A 23095-nucleotide genomic window follows, 5' to 3' on the forward strand; every position below is an offset into this window, starting at 1 on the left:
GAAATAAGTAGTGCAAACGAACAATGACTACAACTTCGGAGCATAGTAGCCTCACTCAGCGCTTGAACTCAGGAGTCTTTGCATGTCCGTCCGTCGTACCAAAATCGTCGCCACCCTAGGCCCGGCCAGTAACTCGCCGGAAGTTCTCGAACAGCTGATTCTGGCTGGCCTGGACGTCGCCCGCCTGAACTTCTCCCACGGCACTCCCGACGAGCACAAGGCTCGCGCGAAGCTGGTGCGTGACCTCGCTGCCAAGCACGGCCGCTTCGTCGCCCTGCTGGGTGACCTGCAAGGCCCGAAAATCCGTATCGCCAAATTCGCCAACAAGAAGATCGAGCTGAAGATCGGTGATCAATTCACCTTCTCCACCAGCCATCCTCTGACCGAAGGCAACCAGCAAGTGGTCGGCATCGACTACCCGGACCTGGTCAAGGACTGCGGCGTGGGCGATGAGCTGCTGCTCGACGACGGTCGCGTGGTAATGCGCGTCGATACCGCCACGGCCACCGAACTGCACTGCACCGTGACCATCGGCGGCCCGCTGTCCGATCACAAAGGCATCAACCGTCGCGGTGGCGGCCTGACCGCTCCGGCCCTGACTGAAAAAGACAAGGCCGACATCAAGCTCGCCGCGGAAATGGAAGTCGACTACCTCGCGGTCTCCTTCCCCCGTGACGCCGCCGATATGGAATACGCCCGTCAACTGCGCGACGAAGCCGGCGGCACTGCCTGGCTGGTGGCGAAGATCGAACGCGCCGAAGCCGTGGCCGACGACGAAACCCTCGACGGCCTGATCAAGGCCTCCGACGCGGTGATGGTTGCCCGTGGTGACCTGGGCGTGGAAATCGGCGACGCCGAGCTGGTGGGCATCCAGAAGAAGATCATTCTGCACGCACGCCGCCACAACAAGGCAGTGATCGTCGCGACCCAGATGATGGAGTCGATGATCCAGAACCCGATGCCGACCCGCGCCGAAGTGTCCGACGTAGCCAACGCCGTGCTCGACTACACCGACGCCGTGATGCTCTCGGCTGAAAGTGCTGCTGGCCTGTACCCGCTGGAAGCCGTTCAGGCCATGGCGCGTATCTGCGTCGGCGCCGAAAAGCACCCGACCAGCAAGACCTCCAGCCACCGCATCGGCAAAGAGTTCGAGCGCTGCGACGAGAGCATTGCCCTGGCGACCATGTACACCGCCAACCACTTCCCGGGCGTGAAGGCGATCATCGCCCTGACCGAAAGTGGCTACACCCCGCTGATCATGTCGCGCATCCGCTCCTCGGTGCCGATCTACGCGTTCACCCCCCACCGCGAAGCCCAGGCTCGCGCGGCAATGTTCCGTGGCGTGTACACCATCCCGTTCGACCCGGCTTCGCTGGCGCCGAACGAAGTCAGCCAGAAGGCTATCGACGAGCTGGTCAAGCGCGGCGTAGTACAGAAAGGCGACTGGGTCATCCTGACCAAAGGCGACAGCTACCACACCACCGGCGGCACCAACGGCATGAAGATCCTGCACGTTGGCGACCCGATGGTCTGAGTGACCGGTTGTTCGAAAAACCAAGGCCCCGCCATGTGAATGGCGGGGCTTTTTTACATATAAAAACAAGAAAAAACAGATAAATACCTGTCAAGTTTGACAGTAGACAGCTCACTCCACTCCTTACTTAATACAGCTGAACCTTGGCAAAGCATGATGACGCCCAGACTTCACTCTGCAGGCGCTTCACCAACTCGCTGAAATCAACTGATTAAGGAATGGAAGAAATGAATACCCGCCCCGTTCACTCCCCTGGTGCTTTGGACCCAAGTTTTGGGCCGCTACAAGATGGCCAGCTGCTTCTGACATACAGCGACTACATGACGACCACCGGCCGATTGGTTTCGGAAGCTGCAAACGGCAAAATCTATATCGGTGGATCCAGCTGGGCGCCTGAAGATGCTTTACCTGAGCATCTCAGTCTGACTCGAGTTTTAAGCGATGGCACACTCGATGCCGAGTTCGGCATCGCAGGTACTGCTCACATAAGAATCAAGGTACCGGATATCGAATCATTGGGCACAACGCCTATTCAATTGTTCTACATAACCCATGAAGGAGAAAACAAAATCCTGATATCGGTGGGGAGCTACACCATGGGAGTGGGTACGCCCACAGTGGCGCAAGCGCTGATCCGATTGAACGATAAGGGAGAGCTGGACAAAAAATTCGGCACCGATGGAATTTTGCTCATCCATTCTCCTTTCAAGGTCGAGCACGATCAGCAAACAGAAGCGGACATCCTGCAATTCGGCAGTGCTGCTTCAGGTCGTGCGGTGCATGCATCGGATGGCAAAATTTACATAATTTCGACAAGGATTGATCCTGATCTGCAATTGGTAGCGGGCGTCGTGATGTGTTTTGATTATGACGGAATTGTTGACCTGTCATTTAACAACACCGGATACGCGTCTCTTTCTGAAGTGTACGGTGTCCGTAGCTCATTCAACGACATTGTTGTACAGAATGGAAAAATCACTGTGTGTGGATGGGCAGGCTCCGCCGCGGTACTGGCCAGACTTAATATCGATGGTAGCTTTGACAGAACCTTTTCAGAAGTTGGATACAAACTATTGGAAGGACCAAGTTTTCAGTTCACTTCCCTGACAGTGCTATCTGATGAGCGAACGATTAGCACCGGTTTTGGCTTTCCTGATCGCAAAGGTTTAATTGCAGTTTATACGTCCACCGGTTTAATTGACCGGAGCTTTCACCAAGGCGCGCCCATTTACGAAAACTTTGACGACTTCGCGAGTGTGATGTTTTTTGGTATAGGCGATAAAGACGGAAAAATCATTGCTTCAGGAAGATACATCAAGGATCAGACTCTAAATTTTGTCACCGCTCGATACCTCGCCAATGGTCGCCGCGACACGACGTTTGGGAATGGCAAGGGCTGGGTGGTTCACAAGCCAGGTATTCGAGCCCTTGCTCAGGGGATGAGTCTGCAATCCGACGGAAAGATATTGGTCATAGGTAATGATTATTACGGTTTCTATGGCAAAACTGTCATCGTCACTCGGCTGCTGAACGGCGCCTGAAGTTACGCTGGCTTCATAAGGCAACCCGGCCCGTTGCCTTCAAGCTACCTGCTAAAAAATCCCGACAACGCCGCCAACGCCTCCGGCGACCGCAGCCGCTGGGTAAACAGCGCCCCCTCCTCCTCAATCACCTTGCGCAACAGCTCCCGGTCCGGCGCCTTCATCAATTGCTTGCTGATGCGCACCGCTTCCGGCGGCAGCGACTCGAAGCGCAGGGCCATCTCCCGCGCCTTGGCCAGGGTCTCTTCGCCACTGCCCAGCGCCTCGCAGGCAATGCCCCACGCAGCCGCCTGTTCACCACTGAAACTTTCACCCAGCAGCAACAACTCCGCCGCCTTGGCCTGCCCAAGCAGACGCGGCAGGATCAGGCTGGAGCCGAACTCCGGGCATAGGCCAAGGTTGACGAACGGCATGCGCAGGCGTGCGTCACGGCTCACGTAGACCAGATCACAATGCAGCAACATCGTCGTGCCAATGCCCACCGCCGCTCCGGCCACGGCGGCGATCACCGGTTTGCGGCATTCGAGCAGATTGTGCATGAACCGGAATACCGGGCTGTCGAGTCCATTCGGCGGTTGCTGGATGAAATCGGCGATATCGTTGCCGGCGGTGAAGCATTCGGCAGAGCCGGTGATCAGCACGGCGTTGATCCCGGGGTCGCTGTCAGCCTGTTGCAACGCCTCGGCCAAGTGACTGTACATGGCGCGGGTCAGGGCGTTTTTCTTGTCCGGGCGATTCAGGCGCAGGGTCAACAGGCCGCGTTCGCGTTCAACTTGGATGGCATCGGTCATGGCAGGTCTCGCGTCTGAAAAGTCAGCGCTCAACCACGGGGCAGGAACACATCGGCCAGCAGTTGATTGCGCGGCAATCCCGCCAGGTACAGGCGCCGGGCAAAGGCGTCGACACTGTCGGGGGCTCCGCAGAGTAAGGCCAGGGTTTGCCGGGAAACAAGGCGCAGTTGCGCCAAAGCCGCAGGCAACTCGGCCGGGGTCCACAGTTCGACACTCAGGTTCGGACGGCTGGCGGCCATGGCTTGCAGGGGTTTGGCCAGGTAGTGTTCATCGGCATCATGGGCCAGGTGGATGACGCGGATAGTGCCCTGGTGATTCTGACGCAGCGCTTCGCGCAAGACACCAAACAATGGCCCCAGCCCGGTGCCGGCCGCCATCAACCACAACGGCCTGGTGTGCCAGTCAGGGTCGTAATGCAAGGCACCGCCGCGCAGTTCACCGAGACGGATCGGATCGCCGATGCGCAATTGCCTGGCGGCATCGCTGAATTCCCCGGGTTTGCGGCAATCGAGATGAAACTCCAGAAAACGATCTTCCTGCGGCAGGCTGGCCAGAGAATACGGCCGCGCCACACTGCCCGCCCACAACACCAGGTGTTGACCGGCGCTGTAGCGCAATGGTCGCTGGGGGATTACCCGCAAGCGCAGCACCGTGGTACTCAGCCAATCGATCGCCGCGACTTCGGCCGGATGACCATCGGTTTGCGGATCGAAGGCGTGCACCTGCAAGTCCTCGACCACCTGGCACTGGCACGCCAGTCGCCAGCCCTGTTCACGCTGCCGGGCACTCAGGGCATCGGGGCGGCTGTCGCTCGGCAGCCCCCGCACACACTGCACCAGGCACGCATGGCAACTGCCGGCGCGGCAACTGTAAGGCACTGGCACGTCGTTCTGGTTCAGCGCGTCGAGCAGATTGCTGCCCGCCGCCACCGACCATTGGCGCTCGCCAACCCGCAGCTCAGGCATCGACGTTCTCCCACGCTGCCGCGCACCGGTTGCGGCCATCACGCTTGGCGCGATAAAGCGCCTGATCGGCCCGTTGCAGAGCGTCATCAAGGTCGTCACCCAGTTCCAGCAGGGTCATGCCGGCGGACAGGCTGAGGCTGCGTACATTCAGACCCATCAGCTCGACATCGGTGAACGCGATGCGCAGCCGTTCGCAGCACGAAGTCAGACTGTCGGCATCGCAATCGGGCAGCAGCACCACGAACTCTTCACCACCGTAGCGGGCCAGAACATCGCCGTCGCGCAGGCACGCGCTGGCAACCCCGGCAAAGGCTTGCAGCACCTGATCGCCGGCGGCATGGCCGTGCAGATCGTTGATGCGTTTGAAATGGTCGAGGTCGATCAGCGCCAGGCCATGCATGACACCCGGGTCCATGGCGTTCAATTCGCGGGAAGCCAGGCGCAGGAAATGCCGGCGATTGAACAGACCCGTGAGTTCATCAGTGGCCACCAGGTCTTCGAGCTGGCGCATCATCCCGCGCAACGTGTCCTGGTGCGCCTGCAAGGCAAAACGCCGCTGGCGCATTCGCTGTCGCGAAGCCTGGACATAGCGGGCATACAGCACCAGCCACACCAGCACGATGAACAGCACACAGACCTGCAACAACGCCATGGCCGGGTCGGGCAGCTGTAAGTGGTAACCCTCCCACAGCGTGATTGCACTGAAACTGAAAAACACCAGCAGCGCGCATCGTACTAAAGACCGGCGTGACAGATGGAACAGGCCGAACAGCAGGATCAGCACGTAAAACACCAGGAACGCACCCCGGGCTTCGTCCAGATGGGCAATCAGCCAGGTTTGCCAGCCCAGCCCCAGCAACACTTGCACCTCGGTCAGGCTGGGGTCGGCGAAGCGCAGATTGCAGCCGCTGTAGAACACCGCGAACAGGATGGCCTGGTTGATTACCACCAGTGCGCTGCCGATGGCGACACTGGAAAGCGGTGCATCGTAGTGACCGGTAAAGAATGCCAGCCACAGCAACAGCAATGCCAGGGCATAGGTGCCGGCCGCGAGGGCGAAACGTTTGAGCAACAGGCGCTGGATGGCGTTATGGGTCAATCGTTGACTCACCAGATGAAAGGAGACTGACAGAGCGTCCTACTCTACAGACCGCATGTCACTTTAGTTGCGTGACCGATAAATGACCATTCAATTTTCGGGATCGACTTTCCGAGCATCGGAAGACTCTGTGGCGAGGGAGCTTGCTCCCGCCGGGCTGCGAAACGGCCCCCCGCATTCTTTCAGGAGTAATGTGCCGGCAGATTTACGACTGCTTCGCAGCCGAGCGGGAGCAAGCTCCCTCGCCACAAATATCATGCGCTTTGACTTGCAGCTTCAAACTTGCCGCTTGCAGCTGCATCTATGCGACCAACGATTGACTGCCGGCGGGTGTGCCTGTCCGCGAGGCGCGGTATACTGCCGCGCCTTTTTAGCGTCGCGCCAGCTTGCCCGGCGTGCCTTGAAAGGTGCTTGCAACCGACCGATGCACCCAAGCTGCAAGCACCTTATTGAATGTTCCCGTCTTTTAGAGGAGCGCGACTCATGACCGTGATCAAGCAAGACGACCTGATTCAGAGCGTTGCCGACGCCCTGCAGTTCATTTCCTACTACCACCCCGTGGATTTCATCCAGGCGATGCACGAGGCCTACCTGCGCGAAGAATCGCCAGCGGCCCGCGACTCGATGGCACAGATCCTGATCAACTCGCGCATGTGCGCCACCGGCCATCGTCCGATCTGCCAGGACACCGGCATCGTGACCGTATTTGTCCGCGTGGGCATGGACGTGCGTTGGGATGGCGCCACCATGAGCCTGGACGACATGATCAACGAGGGCGTACGTCGCGCCTACAACCTGCCGGAAAACGTCCTGCGCGCTTCGATCCTCGCCGACCCGGCAGGCGCTCGCAAGAACACCAAGGACAATACCCCGGCAGTCATCCACTACTCCATCGTTCCGGGTAACACCGTGGAAGTGGACGTGGCGGCCAAGGGCGGCGGTTCCGAGAACAAGTCGAAGATGGCCATGCTCAACCCGTCCGACTCGATCGTCGACTGGGTGCTGAAAACCGTCCCGGAAATGGGCGCCGGCTGGTGCCCACCGGGCATGCTCGGCATCGGCATCGGCGGCACCGCCGAGAAAGCCGCAGTGATGGCCAAGGAAGTGTTGATGGAATCCATCGACATTCACGAGCTCAAAGCCCGTGGCCCGCAGAACCGCATTGAAGAAATGCGCCTGGAGCTGTTCGAAAAGGTCAACCAACTGGGCATCGGCGCCCAGGGCCTCGGTGGCCTGACCACCGTGCTTGACGTGAAGATCATGGACTACCCGACCCACGCCGCTTCGCTGCCGGTGTGCATGATCCCGAACTGCGCCGCCACCCGTCACACGCACTTCGTGCTCGACGGTTCCGGCCCGGTTGCCCAGGAAGCGCCACCTTTGGACGCCTACCCGGAAATCGTCTGGGAAGCCGGTCCGTCGGCCCGTCGCGTCAACCTCGACACCCTGACCCCGGAAGACGTGCAGAGCTGGAAGCCGGGCGAAACCGTCCTGCTCAACGGCAAGATGCTCACCGGTCGCGACGCGGCGCACAAGCGCATGGTCGAGATGCTGAACAAGGGCGAAACCCTGCCGGTCGATCTGAAAGGTCGCTTCATCTATTACGTCGGCCCGGTTGATCCGGTGCGCGAAGAAGTGGTTGGCCCGGCGGGCCCGACTACCGCCACGCGGATGGACAAGTTCACCCGTCAGATCCTCGAGCAGACAGGCCTGCTGGGCATGATCGGCAAATCCGAGCGCGGCCCTACCGCGATCGAAGCGATCAAGGACCACAAAGCCGTTTATCTGATGGCTGTAGGTGGCGCGGCTTACCTGGTGGCGCAAGCGATCAAGAAATCCCGCGTGGTCGCTTTCGCCGAACTGGGCATGGAAGCGATCTACGAGTTCGACGTCAAAGACATGCCTGTGACCGTTGCGGTCGACAGCAAGGGCGAGTCGGTACACATCACCGGTCCTGCCATTTGGCAGAAAAAGATCAGTGAAAGCCTGGCGGTGGAAGTGCAATAAACGGCACTCAGCTCCGCTGAAAAAACCGGTTTGTCGGCAACGACAGACCGGTTTTTTTCGGCCGGATATCTGTACTCCGGCGAGAGCAGACCGCCCTTCGCATGCTATGGTGCCTTCCCCCATTTTGGCCTGTTGTTCACTGCATGTTGACGACCTCCCGCCCCCTGCGCCTGGCGCTCTACACCTTATTGATCATCGCCGGTGCCGCCATCGCCGCCACCCTGGCGATGCGCCACACCGTGCGCCAGTCAATGGTCGAGGACGCGGCTCGCGCCAATCAGCAACTGGCGCTGTATGCCACGTCCCTGCATACCCTGATCGAACGTTACCGAGCCCTGCCTTCGGTGCTGGCGCTGGACCCGCAATTGCGCGACGCCCTCAAAGGCCCGGTGAGCCCCGAGCAACAGGATGCGCTGAACCGCAAACTGGAAAAGATCAACGGCGCCGCCGAATCCTCGACCCTGGAACTGCTCGATCGCACCGGTCTGGCCGTAGCCGCGAGCAATTGGCGTTTGCCCAGCAGTTATGTCGGCCACAACTACGGTTTCCGTCCCTATTTCAACCAGACCCGTACCCAGGGCACCGGTCGCTTTTATGCCGTGGGGGTGACCAGCGGCATTCCCGGCTACTTCCTCTCCAGCGCGGTCAGCGATGACGACGGTCAGTTCCTCGGTGCCATGGTGGTGAAACTGGAGTTCCCCGAACTGGAACGCGAGTGGCGTCAGGGCAGCGACACCTTGCTGGTCAGCGACGCACGTGGAATTATCTTCATCGCCAACCAGCCGGGCTGGCGCTATCGCCTGCTCAAGCCGCTGAGCGACAGCGACCACGCCGAACTCAAGACCACCCGCCAGTACGACAAGCAGCCGCTGACGCCGCTTGAGTTTCAATCGTTGCGGCGCTTCGATGACAACAGCGACCTGGCTCGGGTCGATGGCCCGGACGGCAAGGCCGATTACCTGTGGGAATCCCTGCCGCTAAGCACCGAAGGCTGGACGCTGCACCTGCTGCGGCGTCCGCAAGTCGCCTTCGAAGACAGCCGCAACGCAGCCCTCGCCGCGGCAGGGCTATGGCTGACCCTAGTGTTCCTGCTGCTGTTTCTCAATCAACGCTGGCGCCTGGCCAAACTGCGTCAACGCAGTCGCGAAGAACTCGAGCAGCTTGTAGAAGAGCGTACCCGCGACCTGCGCACCGCTCAGGAAGGCCTGGTGCAATCGGCCAAACTCGCCGCGCTTGGCCAGATGTCGGCGGCGCTGGCTCACGAGATCAATCAACCGCTAACTGCCCAGCGCATGCAGCTGGCGACCTTGCGCCTGTTGCTCGACCACGGTCGAGTCGATGACGCCTACAAGGCGCTCAAGCCAGTGGATGAAATGCTCACCCGCATGGCGGCCCTCACCGGCCATCTGAAAACCTTCGCCCGCAAAAGCCCCGGCGGTTTGCGCGAACGCCTGGACCTGGCGGCGGTGGTGGATCAGTCGCTGCAACTGCTCGACACCCGGTTGCGCGACGAACAGGTCAGCACCGTGCTGCACCTGACCCGCCCGGCCTGGGTGCGTGGCGATGCGATTCGCCTGGAACAGGTGCTGATCAACCTGCTGCGCAATGCCCTCGATGCGATGCAGGATAAACCCTGCAAACGCCTGGAAATCCGCCTCGAAGCCGACGAACAATTGTGGCGCCTGAGCGTGATCGACAACGGTGGCGGTATCGCCGAAGAGAACCTGCCCAAGGTCTTCGATCCGTTCTTCACCACCAAGCCGGTGGGCGATGGCCTGGGGATCGGGTTGGCCGTGTCCTTTGCCATCGTTCATGAATCCGGCGGGCGCCTGACTGCCGACAATCATGACAAAGGCGCCGTGTTTACCATGACTTTGCCCATCGACCTGGAGGTGCATGAACCATGCTGAACTCAGTGATCGTGGTCGACGACGAAAGCAGCATTCGCAGTGCCGTCGAGCAATGGTTGAGCCTGTCGGGGTTCGAGGTGCAGTTGTTCAGCCGCGCCGACGAGTGCCTGGCGCAGTTGCCCAGGCATTTTGCCGGGGTGATTCTCAGCGACGTGCGCATGCCCGGCATGACCGGCCTGGAACTGTTGGCCGAGGTGCAACGCCGGGATGCCGATTTGCCGGTGATCCTGCTGACCGGCCACGGCGATGTACCGATGGCCGTCGAGGCCATGCGCGACGGTGCCTACGATTTCCTCGAAAAACCTTTCAGCCCGCAAACCCTGCTCGGCAGCCTGCGCCGCGCCCTCGACAAGCGCCGGCTGGTGCTGGAGAACCGCGCGCTGCACGAGCAGGCGGACAACCGCGCCAAACTGGATGCCACGCTGCTTGGCGTGTCCCGGGGCTTGCAGACCCTGCGACGGCAAGTTCTGGACCTGGCAGCATTGCCGGTCAACGTGCTGATTCGCGGCGAAACCGGTAGCGGCAAGGAACTGGTCGCGCGTTGCCTGCACGACTTCGGGCCGCGGGCCGACAAGCCCTTTGTCGCGCTCAACTGCGCGGCCATTCCCGAGCAATTGTTCGAGGCCGAGCTGTTCGGTCACGAGAGCGGCGCGTTTACCGGTGCGTCCGGCAAGCGCATCGGCAAGCTCGAGTACGCCGACGGCGGCACGCTGTTTCTCGATGAAATCGAAAGCATGCCCCTGGCCCAGCAGGTGAAACTGCTGCGGGTGTTGCAGGAGCAGAAGCTTGAACGGCTGGGCTCGAACCAGAGCATCCGCGTGGATTTGCGCATCATTGCCGCGACCAAGCCGGACCTGCTCGACGAAGCGCGGGCCGGACGTTTCCGCGAAGACCTGGCCTATCGTTTGAACGTCGCGGAACTACGTCTGCCGCCCTTGCGCGAACGCCGTGAAGACATACCCCTGCTGTTTGAATCCTTTGCACAAAACGCCGCCGAACGCCTGGGACGCAAGTTTCCACCGTTGAGCGGTGCCCAGTTGAGTCACCTGCTGAGCCACGACTGGCCGGGCAACGTGCGCGAACTGGCGAACGTCGCCGAGCGTCAAGTATTGGGGCTCGGTGAGCCGGAGCCCTTGGGCATCGAGCCCGGCCAGTCACTGGCGGCTCAGCAGGAAGCGTTCGAAGCGCAATGCCTGCGTGCGGCATTGACCCGGCACAAGGGCGATGTGAAAGCGGTGCTCGAAGAACTGCAACTGCCGCGCCGGACCTTCAATGAAAAGATGCAGCGGCATGGTCTGACCCGGGAGATGTTTTTAAGCGAGTAGCCCTCAAAATCAAAAGATCGCAGCCTTCGGCAGCTCCTACCGATGAACGCGATGTCCCTGTAGGAGCTGCCGAAGGCTGCGATCTTTTCAGCGGATTTCCGCTCACGCAAACATCCTCATAGGCGGATTTCCGCTCAGCCAAACATCCTGCCCCCTCTAAACCGGCCCTCTCCCCGTTGGCACAGCTCCTGCTATAGCCCTGGCAGGCTGCGTTTATTCGCGCTCCACAAAAACAATTAAATGAAGGATCCTTCAATGGATAACTCCAACGCCCTGCCCCTTGGGTCGGCTGCCACGCCGGCTAAAGAAAGAACCACCGCCAGTCGCATCAAATCGATTTTCAGCGGTTCTGTCGGCAACATGGTCGAGTGGTACGACTGGTACGTCTACGCCGCCTTCTCCCTGTACTTCGCCAAGACCTTCTTCCCCAAAGGCGACACCACCGCACAACTGCTCAACACCGCCGCGATCTTCGCCGTGGGCTTCCTGATGCGTCCGATCGGTGGCTGGCTGATGGGTCTGTATGCCGACAAGGTCGGGCGCAAAAAGGCCCTGATGGCCTCGGTGTACCTGATGTGCTTCGGCTCGCTGCTGATCGCCCTGAGCCCGAGTTATGAAGTCATCGGCATCGGCGCACCGATCCTGCTGGTGTTCGCCCGCTTGCTGCAAGGCCTGTCGGTGGGTGGCGAATACGGCACCTCCGCCACTTACCTCAGCGAGATGGCAACCAAGGAGCGTCGCGGTTTCTACTCCAGCTTCCAGTACGTGACCCTGATCTCCGGCCAGCTCATCGCTTTGGCGGTGCTGATTGTCCTGCAGAACTTCCTGACCACCGAGGAGCTCTACGCCTGGGGCTGGCGCATCCCGTTCGCCATCGGCGCGCTGTGTGCCGTGGTTGCGCTGTACCTGCGTCGCGGCATGGAAGAGACCGAGTCCTTCACCAAGAAAGAAAAAGCCAAGGAAAGCGCGATGCGCACCTTGATGCGTCACCCGAAGGAACTGATGACCGTGGTTGGCCTGACCATGGGCGGTACGCTGGCGTTCTACACCTACACCACCTACATGCAGAAATACCTGGTGAACACCGTCGGCATGAGCATTTCCGACTCCACCACCATTTCCGCCGCCACGCTGTTCCTGTTCATGTGCCTGCAACCGATCATCGGCGGGCTGTCGGATAAAATCGGTCGCCGGCCGATCCTGATTGCCTTCGGCATTCTGGGCACGCTGTTCACCGTACCGATCCTGACCACCCTGCACACCATCACGACCTGGTGGGGCGCGTTCTTCCTGATCATGGCGGCGCTGATCATCGTCAGCGGCTACACCTCGATCAACGCGGTGGTGAAAGCCGAACTGTTCCCAACCGAAATCCGCGCCCTGGGCGTCGGCCTGCCGTACGCACTGACCGTCTCGATTTTCGGCGGCACCGCTGAATACATCGCGCTGTGGTTCAAGAGCATCGGCATGGAGACGGGTTACTACTGGTACGTTACCGCGTGCATTGCCGTGTCGTTGTTGGTGTACGTCACCATGAAAGACACCCGCAAGCATTCGCGGATCGTCACTGACTGACAGATAGATCGAAGCTGGCAGTACTGGCCTCTTCGCGAGCAAGCCCGCTCCCACATTCGACCGCGTTCCTTCTGGAACAACCCGGTTAAATGTGGGAGCGGGCTTGCTCGCGAAGACGGCGGCATATCCAATATCAATGTGACTGGCACACCGCTTTCGCGAGCAAGCCCGCTCCCACATTGGATCTCATCAACTCAAGTACCGAATCCGACTGGAAATCCGTGGCGCATGCTTGCACCATGAACGTCTCCCGAAAGCCCTGGAAATCCCATGCCCGACGACATCCACTTCTACGAACCCGCCAACGGCCACGGCCTGCCCCACGATCCGTTCAACGCCATCGTCGGCCCGCGCCCCATCGGCTGGATCTCTTCACAGGACGCCGAGGGCCGCTTGAACCTGGCGCCCTACAGCTTCTTCAACGCCTTCAACTACATCCCGCCGATCATTGGTTTTTCCAGCGTCGGGCGCAAAGACAGCCTGAACAACATCGAACAGACCGGCGAGTTCGCCTGGAACCTGGCCACCCGGCCGCTGGCCGAGCAGATGAACCAGAGCTGCGCCATGGTCGGGCCTGAGGTCAACGAATTCGAACTGGCCGGGCTGACGACCGCTGCCTCGAAGGTCATTCAGGTGCCGCGGGTGGCAGAGAGCCCGGTGTCCTTCGAGTGCAAGGTCACGCAGATCATCCAGTTGCAACGGGCGGACGGCAACGTGGTGCCGAGCTGGCTGATCCTCGGCGAAGTGGTCGCCGTGCATATCGCCAAATGGCTGTTGAAGGATGGGGTATACGACACCGCCGCGGCAGAACCGATTCTGCGCGGCGGCGGGCCGGCGGATTACTTCCAGCTGGGGCCTGAGGCGTTGTTCAAGATGTACCGCCCGGGGCGGTGAGAATCACCAGAGCAGGTCGGTGTTTTCCTTGACGTCCTTGAGGCGGGTCAGCTCCTTGGCGGCCGCATCATCGGCCTCGTGAGCGGTCTTGAAGATCTGGCCTTCCAGCACTTTGTGAAAACGCGGGGCGCCGGCACCACCCAGCGCTTTGACGGCGATAGCGGCGTGGTAACCACCCTCGCCCGGTACTACGGCGGAAACAGCTTCGAAGTGATCAAAGGCTTTACGTGCCATGTCGCGCATCCTGGCTGATTGAGAATGCCGTCATTAAACCCTCAACCGGCCAGTTTGTGTACCGCCACTTCGGACTGTCCCAGAGCCTGCGCCGCCGAGACATCCTTGAAGGTGTGGAAGTCCAGGCTGTTGACCACCAACTCCTGCACCAACTCGGCAAAAATCTCCATCGCCGGCGTGTTGAAGTACGCGGTCATAGCCTGTTGATTGCTCCAGAAACCGGACACCAGCCACAACTGCGGATCGCATTGCGAATGCTGCAAGGAAAAACTCAGGCAGCCTGGCGCTGCACGGGACGGTTCGATCAGGGCGCTGAGGCGCACACCGAGTTCCTCCGAACGCCCGGCGCGCGCTCGAACGAAGGCCATATGACTGACGGGGATTTGCGTGGACATGTTCAACCCTCCCGGGGAGTCGCGTGGCAGCCAGGGGACGGGCTGCGACAGGATCAAAGGTTAAGGGTCGCGACGCCTTTCTCGTTAGTCGATTCCTGCCGGTGCGTTGCACAATCCTGCGAAACTGCATGACAAGCCTGTAACAAGCTGTAAAACACTGTCACGGTTCTGCCATACGAGCTTTGTGTAGGAGCTGCCGAAGGCTGCGATCTTTTGACTTTCACTTTCAAAATCAAAAGATCGCAGCCTTCGGCAGCTCCTACGGGGTTATCGGCGTTAGTTCAAGCGCGCCTGTGCGTTGGCCGTGCTTGGGTACGAAACCAACCCCAGGCAGAATCAGGCAAGCATCCGGCAGGATGTGTCTACCGCTGCCGCTTGCACAAACATATGCTCTGCACCACTCCCTCCATGCCTTGCCGAGGATGCCTCGCATGTCGTCGCTCGATCACTTTCAAGCCCCGCTGGACACCGACATGGAAAAGCAGCGCGCGGAACTGGCGGCCATCATCCGCCGCAACACCGCCGAAGATGGCAGTTATGCCACAGCCATCGGCTCGCTGTTCATGTCCCGCCACAGCCAGTCCCACGAGTTCGCCCCGGTTCTGGCGCAACCGGCGCTGTGCATCATGGCCCAGGGGCGCAAGGAAGTTCAGTTGGCCAACGAGTACTTCAACTACGACCCATTGAACTACCTGGTGGTCTCGGTCTCGATGCCGCTCAGTGGGCGGGTGGTGGATGTCTCGCCTGAGGAACCGATCCTGGCCCTGCGCCTGGACATCGACCCGACGGAAATCACCGCACTGATCGCCGACGCCGGTCCCCTCGGCGTGCCCACCCGGCCGGCCGGACGCGGGCTGTATGTCGAAAAACTCGACACCGCGATGCTTGATGCGGTGCTGCGTCTGGCACGGTTACTGGACACGCCGAAAGACATCGCCATGCTGGCGCCGCTGATTCGCCGGGAGATCCTCTATCGACTGTTACGCAGCAAACAGGGACATAGGCTGTACGAAATCGCCATCGCCAACAGTCAGAGCCATCGCATCAGCCAGGCGATCAAATGGCTCAACGGCAATTTCGAACAGCCGTTACGCATTGATGATCTGGCCAAGGAAGTGAACCTGAGCGTGTCGACGCTGCATCATCGTTTCAAGGCGATGACGGCGATGAGCCCGTTGCAGTATCAGAAGCAGCTGCGCCTGCAGGAAGCACGGCGGCTGATGCTGGCCGAAGGACTGGAGGCTTCGGCGGCAGGGTATCGGGTCGGGTATGAAAGCCCTTCGCAGTTCAGCCGGGAGTACAGCCGGTTGTTCGGGGCTCCGCCGTTAAGGGATCTGGCGCGGTTGCGGTTGACGGTTTGATCCGGATCCAGTGATGCGGCTACTGACGCCTTCGCGGGCAAGCCCGCGAAGAGGCCAGCAAGGCCAACATCAAATCCTGATCAGGCGCCAAGTACCCGGCAAGCCTCCACCGGCAAGGTCACCGACACCGGGTGACCAACGCTCAAACCAAACCCCTGGCAAGGCGTACTCAGAGCGGTAAACGACACGCCAGAACACTCCACCGTGGTCTCGATGGTCGCGCCGATATCGCGCACGAACGTCACCTTGCCCAGCAGGCGGTTGCCCGCCGTCGCCTGTGGCGCTGACAGTTGCAGGTCTTCCGGGCGAATCAACATCTTCACCTTTTCACCGACCACGATGCTGCTGCAGATCGGTACTTGCAGCGCATCGCCGCCCGGCAAACTCACTTTGCCATTACCCAGCGCCGTGGCCGGGAAGATGTTGCCCGAGCCGATGAAGTCCGCGACGAACTCGTTGGCCGGGTGCCGGTAGATCTCGATCGGCGTACCCACCTGCTGCACCTTGTGTTCACCCAATACGACCACGATATCGGCCATGGTCATGGCTTCACGCTGGTCGTGGGTCACCATGATGGTGGTGATGTTCAGGCGTTGTTGCAGTTGACGGATTTCCACCTGCATCGACTCGCGCAGCTTGGCGTCCAGCGCTGACAGCGGTTCGTCGAGCAGGAGGATTTTCGGGTGTGAGGCAATCGCCCGGGCAATCGCCACGCGCTGGCGTTGGCCGCCGGACAGCTTGGCCACCGGGCGATTGATCATCTGCTGCAGCTGGATCAGTTCCAGCAATTCCACCACCCGCGCCTGTTGGTCAGCCTTGCTGACTCCACGCAGTTTCAGCGGATAGGCGATGTTCTCCCCGACTGTCATGTGCGGGAACAGCGCCAGGGACTGGAACACCATGCCGAAGTTGCGCAGGTGCGCCGGGGTGTTGCCGATGTCTTCGCCATCCAGGCGGATCTCGCCGCCGGTCAGGGTTTCAAGGCCGGCGATCATGCGCAGCAAGGTGGTTTTGCCACAACCCGAAGGGCCGAGGAAACACACCAGTTTGCCCTCGGGCAAATGCAGGTTCACATCCGTTACCGCGCAGGCCGAGCCGTAATGTTTCTCGACGTTTTCCAGAATCAGACCAGACATGTGAATCACCTCAAGAAATCAGAACGAAACGCCACCTTCACCAACCAGCTTCTCCAGCGCCCAGATCAGGACGAAGTCGATCAGCACGATCAGCACGGCAAACGAAAATACGGTTGGGTCGAGCGAAGACACGGTGCGGCTGTACATCCAGATCGGCACGGTCATGACGTCGATGGTGTAGAGGAAGTAGGTCACGGTGAATTCGTTGAACGAGACGATGAACGCCAGCAGCATGCCCGCCAGAATCCCCGACTTCATCAACGGCACCACCACATCGACAATCGCCCGCAGCGGTGAAGCGCCGAGCATTTGCGCGGCCTCTTCGACTTCGCTGCCGATGGAAAGCATCGCCGCCGTGCAGTTCTTCACCACGAACGGCAACGCGAGGATCACGTGGGCAATCACCAGGCGCGAGGTGGTCATGTGGAACGGCAGGCTGTCGAACACCAGCAGCAACGCCAGGCCCAGCACCACCATCGGGAACACCAGCGGCAACGACATCAGTTGCAGCGCCACGGCCTTGCCACGGAACTCGCAACGGGTCAGCGCGTAGGCCGCCGGCACCGCGATGATCGTGGCGAAAACCATGGTCAGGCACGACACCAGCAGGCTGGTGGACATGGCCTGGCCGAGGCTCAGGACGTCACTGGCGTCCGGCGACACGAAGGTGTGCCAGGCGGCCTTGTACCATTGCAGGCTGTAGCTGCTCGGCGGGAAATCGAGGTTCGACGCACCGCTGAACGACATCACGATCATGGTCAGAATCGGCAACACCGCCAACAGCAGGATGAAGCCCGAGAGGATGCCGGCAACCTTGCCGGTATCACCGGGCAACAACTGGCGCTTCTTGATCAGGGTACTCATTGCGAAGCCTCCAGCATGCGGCGACGACGGCCAGTGATGTATTCGGACAAGGTCATGATCGCGAGGGTGGTGACGATCAGCACCACACCGGCAGCGGATGCGGCGGGCCAGTTCATCAGCGGGGCGATCTGGTCATGCACCATCACCGCCAGCATCGGTACGCGCCGGCCACCGAGCAGCAAGGGCACCACGAAACTGCTGGCGTTGTAGGCGAACACCAGGGTCGCGCCGGTAATGATCCCCGGCAGGCTCATCGGCAACACCACTTGGCGGAACACTTGGAAGCGACTGGCGCCAAGGGTGGCGGCAGCTTCTTCGTAACTGCGGGCGACGCCGCGCATGGCGCTGGCAATCGGCAACACGGCCAGCGGGAAGGCGGTTTGCACCAGGCCCATCAACACGCCGTTCTGGTTGTACAACAGCATGATCGGGCGCTTGATCAGGCCCAGGCCCATCAGTGCCTGGTTGAGCATGCCGCCAGGGCCGAGGATCACCAGCCAGCCGTAGCTTTGCAGCAACAGGTTGACCAGCAAGGGCAGCAACACCGCCGCCAGGAAGATCCGCCGCACGAACGGTGAGGTCAGGCGCGACATGGTGTAGGCCACCGGGATCGCCAGGATCACTGCGATCACCGCGCTGATCAGCGCCAGGCGCAGGGTCAGCATCAGCGACTTGAGGTAATAGGGTTCCAGCAACTGGGCGTAACTGGCCAGGCTGAACCCGGACCATTCCGCGCCCTTGGTGCCCACGCTCATGCGCAGTACCAGCAGGCTCGCGGCGATCAGCACGCCGAGAAACAGCATCGACGGCGAGAGGAAAAGCCAGGCGCGCGTCGTTGGCGAAACACCCCGAGCGGCGCGCACGGGGGCGGCACTCACCGGATGAGTCAGAGGTTGGTGTTCCATAGCAAAGGGTCTCGTCAATGGAAGATCAGAAATATCAGCCTGTACGGCCCCCCTGTAGGAGCTGCCGCAGGCTGCGATCTTTTGATCTTTTTCAGAGCTACCGAAGAGCAGGATCTAAAGATCGCAGCCTTCGGCAGCTCCTACGGATCAGGAAGAAAAGATTTCCGTGTAACGACGAATCCATTGGTCATGCACAGTCGCCAGGAAGGCGTTGTCGTGCATGATCGCTTTCTCGGCAATCTGCTCCGGCGTGAGGATGTACGGGCTCTTGCGTGCTTCGGCGGAGATGATCGCCTTGGCGTTGACCGGGCCGTTGTAGATGTCTTCAGCCATCTTGCCCTGCACCAGCGGGTCCAGGGAGTGGTTGATGAAGGCGTAGGCCATGTCGGTATCGCCCGGACGGTTCTTCGGCATCACCGACAGCATCAGGTCGGTGTAGAAACCTTCCTTCATGCCGAACGTGGCGCCCAGGCCGTAGTTCGGGTCGCGGATCTGTTTCGGGAAGAAGGCCGGTGCGTACAGGCCACCCATGTCCAGGGAACCGGTGCGGAACAGTTCGGCGATCTGGTTCGGGTTTTCGCCCAGGGTCACCACACGATCTTTCAGCTCGGCGAGTTTCTTGAAGCCAGGCTCGATGTTGTGTTCGTCACCACCGGCCAGTTTGGCGGCAATGATGATCAGGTCCATGGCCTCGGTCCAGTTCGGCGGCGGCAGGAAGATGTTCGGCGCCGCGTCGGCATCCCACAGGGAGGCGTAGCTGGTCGGGGCTTCTTTCTGGGTGCGGGTGCTGTAGACCAGGCTGTTGCACCACAGCAGGTAACCGATACCGTGGCCATTGGCGCCGGTGCGGTATTTCTCCGGTACATCGACAAGATTTGGAATGCGGTTGAGGTCGGGCTTTTCCAGCAGGTTGGCGGCGGCCAGACCTTCGGCGCCGACGCCTGCCAGGGTGATGATGTCGTACTGCGGACGATCACCGCCGGCCTTGAGCTTGGCGACCATTTCCGAGGTACTGCCGGTGCGGTCGGCGATGACCTTGCAGCCGTACTTGTCTTCGAACGTCGCGGCGATGTTGCGTAGCGCAGCCAGGCCGGTGTCATCGGACCAGGTCAGCAAACGCAGGGTCTTGCCGGCAAAACGTGTGTCGCTGGCATTGGCCTTGATGAACGGCATGCTCATGGCTGCCGCTGCAACCGAGGCTACGCCTACGGTCTTGATAAATTGACGTCTGTTCAGATCATGCTCGCCCATTACGGACTCCCTTTGTTTTTGTAGGTATAAGGCAGGTCGAAACTGTTGCATCCGCGCGACCGGACCAGCGTTAGCCCTCGTATTTTCGGGGGCTTGGCTGAGCCAGCGAGTTCATCCTGAGGTCGTGTAAAACACCTGACTATCGATAAAAACTCATTGAAGCCATGACGCCAGCGCATGCCTCAACGCGAGGCATGCACTCACCTTTTTCGTGCCTTCAGACGGCCCGGATCACGTGTTTGATTTCCTGGAAAGCCTGCAAGCCCCACGGCCCCAATTCACGGCCGATGCTGCTCTGCTTGTAGCCACCCCAGGCGGTCTGCGGGAAGATCACCTGCGGCGCATTGATCCACACAAGCCCCGCCTGCAAAGCATTGGCGACACGGTCAGCGGTCTGTGCATTGCGTGTCACCACACTGGCGACCAGGCCAAACTGGCTGTCGTTGGCCAGGGCAATCGCCTCGGCTTCAGAGGCGAAACGGCGTACGCAGATCACCGGACCAAAAATCTCTTCATTCCACAGCGCACTGCCCTGGGGCACGTCGGTAAACACCGTCGGCTGCAAAAAATATCCGCGCGGCAGGTCTGCCGGGCGATTGCCACCGCAAACCAGCTTGGCGCCGGCACTCAAACCGCGATCGATGTGACCGAGCACGCGCTGGTATTGCGCCTGATTGACCAGCGCGCCCATTTCCACGTCCGGGTCGAACGGGTCGGCCACGCGAATGGCTTCGGCACGGGTCTTCACTCGGCTCAGGAATTCATCGGCCAGTTCATCGGCGACCAGCACGCGGCTGGTGGCGGAGCACATCTGCCCGGCGTTGAAGAAACCACCGCCACAGGCCACTTCCACCGCCAGGTCGAGATCGGCATCGACCAGTACCAGCAGCGAGGATTTTCCGCCCAGTTCCAGGCTCACGCCCTTGACGGTTTCCGCCGCCCGCTGCATGACCTGCACGCCGACCGCATTGCTGCCGGTGAAGGAAATTTTCGCGATGCGCGAGTCAGCCGACAGGGGCGCGCCAACCGCAAGACCGGTGCCGCACACCAGGTTGAACACGCCTGCCGGCAACCCGGCTTGCGCGATGATCGCCGCCAGTTCCAGCTCCGGCAGCGGCGTCACTTCCGAAGGCTTGAGCACCACGCAGCAACCGGCGGCCAGGGCCGGGGCGAGTTTCCACGCGGTGGTGACCATCGGGAAATTCCACGGCACGATCAGGCCGACCACACCGCACGGCTCGCGGCGCAAACGTGCGCTGAAGTCGTCGGTCGGCAGTTCTATCGCGCTGTCTTGTTTGGCATCCAGCCCTTCGGCGAGACCGGCGTAATACTCGAAAGTGGCGATCACGTCATCGACATCAATCGCGGCTTCGAACTGCGGCTTGCCGTTGTTGCTCGACTGCAAGTGCATCAGCTTTTCACGATTGGCCTGCACCCCCACGGCGATTTTGCGCAGGATCGCGCCGCGCTCGGCGCCCGTGGTTTTCGACCAGTCGGCGAACGCCTGGGTCGCCGCGCTCACCGCGTGGTCAACGGCGCGTTCATCGCCGCCATTGACGGTGGTCAACAGGGCTTCGGTCGCCGGGTTGATCACCCGCAGGTGTTCGTTGCCGGCCGACCATTGGCCGTTGATGTACAGGCCATCCAGGGTCGTAGGGAAAGTCATTTCGACACCGCCTGCATCCACTGGGTCTGGTCGATTTCAATCAGGGTCGGGCCCTGGCGATCGGTAGCCACACGCAATGCGCCACGCAGTTGCTCGACGCTGCTGACCGCTTCGGCGGCGCAACCCAATGCCTTGGCCACACCGATGAAGTCCGGGGTGTAGATGTCCACGCCCACCGGCTCGATGGCACGGTTGACCATGTACTTCTTGATCTCTTCGTAGCCCTGGTTATTCCACAGCAGCACGATCACCGGGGTGCGCGCTTCAACGGCGCTGGCCAGTTCCGGCAGGGTGAACTGCAGGCCACCGTCGCCGATCAGGCACACCACCGGAGGCCGCGCACCACCTTCGATGCTGCCACCCAGCCAGGCGCCAATCGCTGCCGGCAGGGCGTAGCCGAGGGTGCCGTAGCCGGTGGACGAGTTGAACCAGCGACGCGGACGCTCCGGGTTGAACGTCAGGTTGCCGGTGTATACCGGTTGGGTCGAATCGCCGACGAACACCGCGTCCGGCAATTCCTGCAGAACGGTTTCGAGGAAGCGGGTCTGGGCGAGGGTCGGTGCATCCCAGGTCGCGGCCAGGTCTTCACGCAGACGGGCGGCACGTACCTGGCCCCAATCGTTGCGGCGCTCGGCCAGGGATTTGTGCGACAGGGCGCTGAGCAAAGCCTGGGCGGCGTTGCGCGAGTCGGCCACCAGTGCCACGTGCGGCGGGTAGTTGCGCACGGTCTGGTCCGGGTCGATATCGACGCGCAGCAACTTGCCAGGAATTTCGAAGCCACCGGCGAAGGTCACGTCGTAGTCGGTTTCGGCCAGTTCCGTGCCGATGGCCAGTACCACGTCGGCCTCGGCAACCAGTGCACGGGTGGCGACCAGGCTCTGGGTCGAGCCGATCAGCAGCGGGTGGCCGGAGGCGAGCATGCCCTTGGCATTGATGGTCAAGGCGACTGGCGCGTCCAGCAATTCTGCCAGCTCAGTCAACTCGACGGCCGCGTCGATGGCGCCGCCACCGGCGAGGATCAGCGGACGCTTGGCACCGGCCAGCAATTCAGTCATGCGCGACACGGCGCTCGGCGAAGCGCCAGCGCGGTCGATATTGACCGGCAGGCTGGCGAGCAAGTCGTCGGCTTCTTCAACCAGGACATCCAGCGGAATTTCAATGTGCACCGGACGCGGACGTCCCGCCTGGAACAGCGCGAAGGCGCGGGCCAACACACCCGGCAATTCCGACGCCGACATCAGGGTGTGGGAGAACGCCGCGACACCGGCACACAGTGCGCCCTGGTTCGGCAACTCATGCAGCTTGCCGCGACCGCCGCCCAACTGGCTGCGCGATTGCACGCTGGAGATCACCAGCATCGGGATCGAATCGGCATAGGCCTGGCCCATGGCGGTGGTGATGTTGGTCATGCCAGGGCCGGTGATGATGAAGCACACACCCGGTTTGCCGCTGGTGCGGGCGTAGCCGTCGGCCATGAAGCCGGCGCCCTGCTCATGACGCGGCGTGACGTGGTTGATGCTCGAACGGGCCAGCCCGCGATACAGCTCCACGGTATGCACCCCCGGAATGCCGAACACCTGCTCGACCCCGTAGTTTTCGAGTAACTTGACCAATACTTCGCCGCACGTCGCCATGTCTTTGC

General features: G+C 61.0%; 19 protein-coding genes. 8 read left to right on the top strand and 11 right to left on the bottom strand.

From position 1 onward, the window contains the following. Positions 1 to 82 precede the first annotated feature (82 nt). Both pyk and ACM6IT_RS00560 read left to right on the top strand, forming a co-directional pair. On the top strand, positions 83 to 1534 hold the full coding sequence (gene pyk, locus ACM6IT_RS00555; protein ID WP_056726085.1) for a pyruvate kinase: 1452 nt from the start codon (positions 83 to 85) through the stop codon (positions 1532 to 1534). 227 nt (positions 1535 to 1761) lie between these two features. Then, positions 1762 to 3075, top strand: coding sequence for a hypothetical protein (locus ACM6IT_RS00560; protein ID WP_414917256.1), 1314 nt, complete (start codon positions 1762 to 1764; stop codon positions 3073 to 3075). Positions 3076 to 3119: 44 nt separating this feature from the next. Here ACM6IT_RS00560 and ACM6IT_RS00565 read toward each other — a convergent pair whose 3' ends face one another. The 3 genes from ACM6IT_RS00565 to ACM6IT_RS00575 are packed head-to-tail and all read right to left on the bottom strand — an operon-like array spanning position 3120 to position 5930. Beyond that, positions 3120 to 3866 carry an enoyl-CoA hydratase-related protein gene (locus ACM6IT_RS00565; protein ID WP_414914635.1) on the bottom strand — a complete coding sequence of 249 codons (747 nt, stop codon included), beginning with the start codon at positions 3864 to 3866 and terminating at the stop codon, positions 3120 to 3122. 29 nt (positions 3867 to 3895) lie between these two features. Further along, the gene (locus ACM6IT_RS00570) at positions 3896 to 4831 is read right to left on the bottom strand and encodes an iron-sulfur-binding ferredoxin reductase (protein WP_056726087.1); all 936 of its coding nucleotides are present in this window, start codon (positions 4829 to 4831) and stop codon (positions 3896 to 3898) included. Further along, positions 4824 to 5930, bottom strand: a complete 1107-nt coding sequence (locus ACM6IT_RS00575) for a GGDEF domain-containing protein (RefSeq protein WP_414914634.1) — start codon at positions 5928 to 5930, stop codon at positions 4824 to 4826. Before ACM6IT_RS00575 ends, ACM6IT_RS00570 begins: the two co-directional genes overlap by 8 nt. Positions 5931 to 6413: 483 nt before the next feature. Between ACM6IT_RS00575 and ACM6IT_RS00580 the strand changes: the two genes are divergently transcribed. The 5 genes from ACM6IT_RS00580 (at position 6414) to ACM6IT_RS00600 (ending at position 13641) form a co-directional block, all read left to right on the top strand. Next, entirely contained in the window at positions 6414 to 7937 is a 1524-nt protein-coding gene (locus tag ACM6IT_RS00580; RefSeq protein WP_056726089.1) for a fumarate hydratase, read from the top strand. A gap of 143 nt (positions 7938 to 8080) precedes the next feature. Then, positions 8081 to 9847, top strand: a complete 1767-nt coding sequence (locus ACM6IT_RS00585; protein WP_414917257.1) for a sensor histidine kinase — start codon at positions 8081 to 8083, stop codon at positions 9845 to 9847. Further along, positions 9841 to 11172 (top strand): sigma-54-dependent transcriptional regulator, encoded by a 1332-nt coding sequence (locus tag ACM6IT_RS00590; protein WP_056726092.1) that lies wholly within the window; start codon positions 9841 to 9843, stop codon positions 11170 to 11172. The genes ACM6IT_RS00585 and ACM6IT_RS00590 overlap by 7 nt, the downstream gene beginning before the upstream one ends. Positions 11173 to 11427: 255 nt before the next feature. Further along, positions 11428 to 12747, top strand: coding sequence for an MFS transporter (locus ACM6IT_RS00595; RefSeq protein WP_056726093.1), 1320 nt, complete (start codon positions 11428 to 11430; stop codon positions 12745 to 12747). A gap of 270 nt (positions 12748 to 13017) precedes the next feature. Then, positions 13018 to 13641 (top strand): flavin reductase family protein, encoded by a 624-nt coding sequence (locus ACM6IT_RS00600; RefSeq protein ID WP_223541147.1) that lies wholly within the window; start codon positions 13018 to 13020, stop codon positions 13639 to 13641. 3 nt (positions 13642 to 13644) lie between these two features. Here the strand turns inward: ACM6IT_RS00600 and ACM6IT_RS00605 are convergent, their stop codons facing one another. Further along, entirely contained in the window at positions 13645 to 13875 is a 231-nt protein-coding gene (locus tag ACM6IT_RS00605; RefSeq protein WP_223532182.1) for a hypothetical protein, read from the bottom strand. Positions 13876 to 13916: 41 nt separating this feature from the next. After that, complete coding sequence (locus tag ACM6IT_RS00610) at positions 13917 to 14270, bottom strand: putative quinol monooxygenase (protein WP_414917258.1); 354 nt, start codon at positions 14268 to 14270, stop codon at positions 13917 to 13919. 431 nt (positions 14271 to 14701) lie between these two features. On the opposite strand from ACM6IT_RS00610, the gene ACM6IT_RS00615 reads away from it, so the two are divergent. Further along, positions 14702 to 15631 carry an AraC family transcriptional regulator gene (locus ACM6IT_RS00615; RefSeq protein ID WP_414914631.1) on the top strand — a complete coding sequence of 310 codons (930 nt, stop codon included), beginning with the start codon at positions 14702 to 14704 and terminating at the stop codon, positions 15629 to 15631. A gap of 80 nt (positions 15632 to 15711) precedes the next feature. Here ACM6IT_RS00615 and ACM6IT_RS00620 read toward each other — a convergent pair whose 3' ends face one another. The 6 genes from ACM6IT_RS00620 to ACM6IT_RS00645 all read right to left on the bottom strand — a co-directional run bounded on the left by ACM6IT_RS00620 (position 15712) and on the right by ACM6IT_RS00645 (position 23087). Then, complete coding sequence (locus ACM6IT_RS00620; RefSeq protein ID WP_008052508.1) at positions 15712 to 16767, bottom strand: ABC transporter ATP-binding protein; 1056 nt, start codon at positions 16765 to 16767, stop codon at positions 15712 to 15714. A gap of 18 nt (positions 16768 to 16785) precedes the next feature. Next, positions 16786 to 17631, bottom strand: a complete 846-nt coding sequence (locus ACM6IT_RS00625) for an ABC transporter permease (RefSeq protein WP_414917259.1) — start codon at positions 17629 to 17631, stop codon at positions 16786 to 16788. Beyond that, on the bottom strand, positions 17628 to 18536 hold the full coding sequence (locus tag ACM6IT_RS00630) for an ABC transporter permease (RefSeq protein WP_223541149.1): 909 nt from the start codon (positions 18534 to 18536) through the stop codon (positions 17628 to 17630). The genes ACM6IT_RS00625 and ACM6IT_RS00630 overlap by 4 nt, the downstream gene beginning before the upstream one ends. A 147-nt stretch (positions 18537 to 18683) precedes the next feature. Next, on the bottom strand, positions 18684 to 19787 hold the full coding sequence (locus tag ACM6IT_RS00635; protein WP_007978499.1) for an extracellular solute-binding protein: 1104 nt from the start codon (positions 19785 to 19787) through the stop codon (positions 18684 to 18686). 217 nt (positions 19788 to 20004) lie between these two features. After that, the gene (locus ACM6IT_RS00640) at positions 20005 to 21453 is read right to left on the bottom strand and encodes an aldehyde dehydrogenase family protein (RefSeq protein ID WP_414917260.1); all 1449 of its coding nucleotides are present in this window, start codon (positions 21451 to 21453) and stop codon (positions 20005 to 20007) included. Then, the gene (locus ACM6IT_RS00645) at positions 21450 to 23087 is read right to left on the bottom strand and encodes a 5-guanidino-2-oxopentanoate decarboxylase (protein ID WP_414917261.1); all 1638 of its coding nucleotides are present in this window, start codon (positions 23085 to 23087) and stop codon (positions 21450 to 21452) included. The genes ACM6IT_RS00640 and ACM6IT_RS00645 overlap by 4 nt, the downstream gene beginning before the upstream one ends. Positions 23088 to 23095 lie beyond the last annotated feature (8 nt).

Origin of the sequence: Pseudomonas sp. IT-P4, from assembly GCF_949767755.1 — a bacterium.
GTDB classification, from domain to species: Bacteria; Pseudomonadota; Gammaproteobacteria; order Pseudomonadales; family Pseudomonadaceae; genus Aquipseudomonas; species Aquipseudomonas monachiensis.